The sequence below is a fragment of the Aquabacterium sp. genome, assembly GCF_030652515.1.
In the GTDB taxonomy this organism is placed as follows: domain Bacteria; phylum Pseudomonadota; class Gammaproteobacteria; order Burkholderiales; family Burkholderiaceae_C; genus Aquabacterium.
The window spans coordinates 1-3,283 of record NZ_JAUSAR010000135.1; the positions used below are offsets into that span (position 1 = coordinate 1).

At 63.1% G+C, this 3,283-nt stretch carries 1 protein-coding gene; it reads left to right on the top strand.

Features of this window, described 5'->3' with window-relative positions:
- Window positions 1–3,283, top strand: a 3,283-nt coding sequence (locus Q7V20_RS15955) for an SDR family NAD(P)-dependent oxidoreductase (protein WP_304793252.1), incomplete at both ends; no start/stop codon positions are given.

Here is a 3,283-nt window from a genome sequence, read left to right on the forward strand (position 1 = left end):
CAGTTGCTGGAGGCGCTGGAAGGCTTCGGGCAGGATGATCTGGCCGACATTGCGTACACCCTGCAGGTTGGCCGCGAGGCCATGGCCCACCGCATGGCCTGCATGGTCTCCAGCATTGATCAGCTGCGCACCTTGCTGCAAGCGATCACCCAAGGCGAGGAAATGCCGCCGGAAGTGTACCGATCGGCCACCACGGCGGACCAAGGGCTGCTCAATGTTTTCGCCTTGGATGAGCAGGCCGCCAGCCTGTTGAGCGCCTGGGCGACCCAGGGCAAGCTTGGCAAGGTGCTGGAACTCTGGGTGCATGGCCTGTCGTTCGACTGGGTGAGTTTGCATGGCCATCAACCGCCACGCCGGGTGAGCCTGCCCACCTATCCCTTCGCCCGGGAACGATATTGGGCGCCTGATCTGAGATCGCCTCGCGTGGCGGACGTTGTCGGGACGCGACTGCACCCGATCCTCCACCGCAATACCTCGACATTGCAGGCGCAGCGCTTCAGCGCGACCTTCACGGGCGAGGAGTTTTTCCTCGCTGATCACCGGGTGAATGGCCAGCGTGTGATGCCTGGTGCGGCTTACCTGGAGTTGGCGCTGCAAGCGGTGCGCCGAGCCACCGAAGCAGGGCATGAGGCCGACGTGGGCATGGGCTTCCATGGTGTGGTGTTCATGAAGCCGCTGGTGGTGGATGAAAACCAAACCGACCTGCACATCGAACTGGATCCACAGGACAACGGCGACATCGCCTTCGAGGTCTACAGTGCGCCGTGCGGCGAAGAGGTCGTGCATTGCCAAGGTGTAGCGGTGCTGAGTGAGGCGCCTCAGCGCCGTGTCGTTGATGTGGACAAGGTGCGGTCGTTGAGCATTCAGCGCTCCATGAACTCGCAGGATTGCTATCAAGCATTCTCTCAAGTGGGCCTGGCTTATGGGCCCAGCCATCAAACACTGCGGCAGGTCCACTCGTTGCTGGATGAGGTCGGGCGCACCATGGTGTTGGCTGACATGTCCTTGCCTCCAGAGGCCACCGATGGCGCTGAGGCATTCATTCTGCATCCCGCCTTGCTGGATGGCGCGTTGCAGGCTTGCGTGGGGATGGTGTCTGGCACCGGGAGCCTCCTGCTTCCATTTGCCGTGGAGCGGGTTGACATTTTCTCGGCGCTGCCGCTCCAGGCCTCGGTCATCGTGGGCCTCAGCCCAGGAGCCTCGCTCGGCGATCCGCTTCTGAAGCTGGACCTGGATGTGGTCGACGCGACAGGCCAGGTGTGTGTCAGCCTGAGCGGATTCAGTTGCCGTGCATTGGATGACCATCATGGCCAGGTGAAGGCAGCGGACCTGGTGTTGGCGGCACCGGCTTGGCAGGAGCAGGAACAGTGGCCTGAGGCTGGCCGGGCCGCGCCGTATGACGAGCATTGGCTGGTCTGGGCCGGGACTGGCGGAGAACTGGCGGCCGACGTGCATGCTGGCCTTCCGCTGGCGCGTCGCTTGGATCTGGGCTGCCGCGGCGGCCAGACGCCACAGGGACTTGCCGAGCTGTATGTGCTTCTGGCCTCTGAACTCATGGCGCATCTGCAGGCTTTGGCCAGGGCACGCCCACAGCAGGAGGTGTTGATCCAGGTCATTGTTCCCGCCCAAGGCCCGGAAAGCCTGCTTGCCGGACTGAGCGGACTGCTCAAGAGCGCGCGCCAGGAACATCCCTGCCTGATCGGGCAGGTGCTGGCGATCGAGTCCACGATCCGGGCTGAAACGCTTCTGGCGCAAGTGAAGGCTGGCGCGAGAAGTCCCACCGATCGCCTGACGCACGAATGGCAACTGGGGGCCATGGGTGAGCTTCGAACCCGGGGCTTCAGGGAGCATGCATTTGGCCCCAAGGTAGCCAGTCCTTGGCGTGACGCTGGCGTCTACCTCATCACGGGGGGGCTGGGTGGCCTGGGTCATCTGGTCGCGAGCGACATCGCCACGGCGGCGAAGAACGTTCACCTGATCCTAACTGGCAGATCGCCATTGGGCCATGAGCAGCGCGACAAGCTGGCGGGCCTGCGCCGTTTGGGAGCTCGTGTGGATTACCGAGAGGTCGATGTTGGAGATGCGGCCATGTTGCGTGTGCTGGTGGCCGAGATCATGGGTGAGCACGGCCGCCTGAATGGCGTGATCCACAGCGCTGGCATTCTGAAGGATGGGCTGATGGTCATGAAGACATCGTCCGACCTGGGGGCGGTCTGCGCACCAAAAGTGAACGCGGTGGTGTTGCTGGACGAGGTCACACGCGATGTGCCCTTGGACCACTTCGTCCTGTTCTCATCAACGACGGGTGTCTTTGGCAATGTCGGGCAGGCCGACTATGCCTGCGCCAATGCCTTCATGGACCACTTCGCACACTGGCGTGCGGAGCAGGTCCGATTGGGCTCGCGCCACGGGCGGACCTTGTCCGTGAATTGGCCACTGTGGGCCGAAGGTGGCATGCGCCCGGACGGACAGGCCCTGCAGCGCCTGCACCGTGCGACGGGGCTGTTGCCGCTTGCGACGGGCCAGGGCATGGCGGCTTTGTACCAGGCGCTGGCCATGGACACGCCTCAACTGCTGGTGTTGGCCGGTGATACCAAGCGATTGCACCAGTGGTTGTGGCCAACGTCGGCGCCCGAGGCCAATGAAGTGGTTCAACCCGCCTTGCCCATCGCCACGATACCGCCTGCGCCCGATGTGGCTCGCGATGAAGGTGTCGGCCAAGCCGAGGACCTGCTGGAAAGCACCGTGCGCTATCTGACGGGTTTGTTGTCGGAGGGGCTGCAGCTGTCGCCCGAGAGAATCGATCCGAAAGCACCGTTGGAGCAGTACGGCATCGATTCGGTGATGACCATGGCCCTGACCTCGCGGCTGGAGGAGAGCTTTGGCGCCTTGTCCAAGACCTTGTTCTTCGAGTACCAAAACATCTCCGATCTTGGTCGGTACTTTGTCAAAAGCCACCGTCCGCGGTTGTCGACGCTGCTGGGGCCAGCCTTGGTTACAGCAACGCCGACCACAGCTTTGGCCGCCGGCGCACGGACCGGACCAGCGACGTTGGCCACCTCTGTGGTGTCGAGGGGCAGACGTTCGCGCAAACGCTTTGGTGTGCTGGCGTCATCGCCAACTCAGTCACCCGCGTCGATGGCGCTGGACGTGGCGATCATTGGTGTGAGCGGGAGGTACCCGAACGCGAGGACGTTGAAGGAGTACTGGGAGAACCTGAAGGGGGGTGTGGATTGCATCAGCGAGATACCCAAGAGCAGGTGGGACCATGACAAGTATTTCG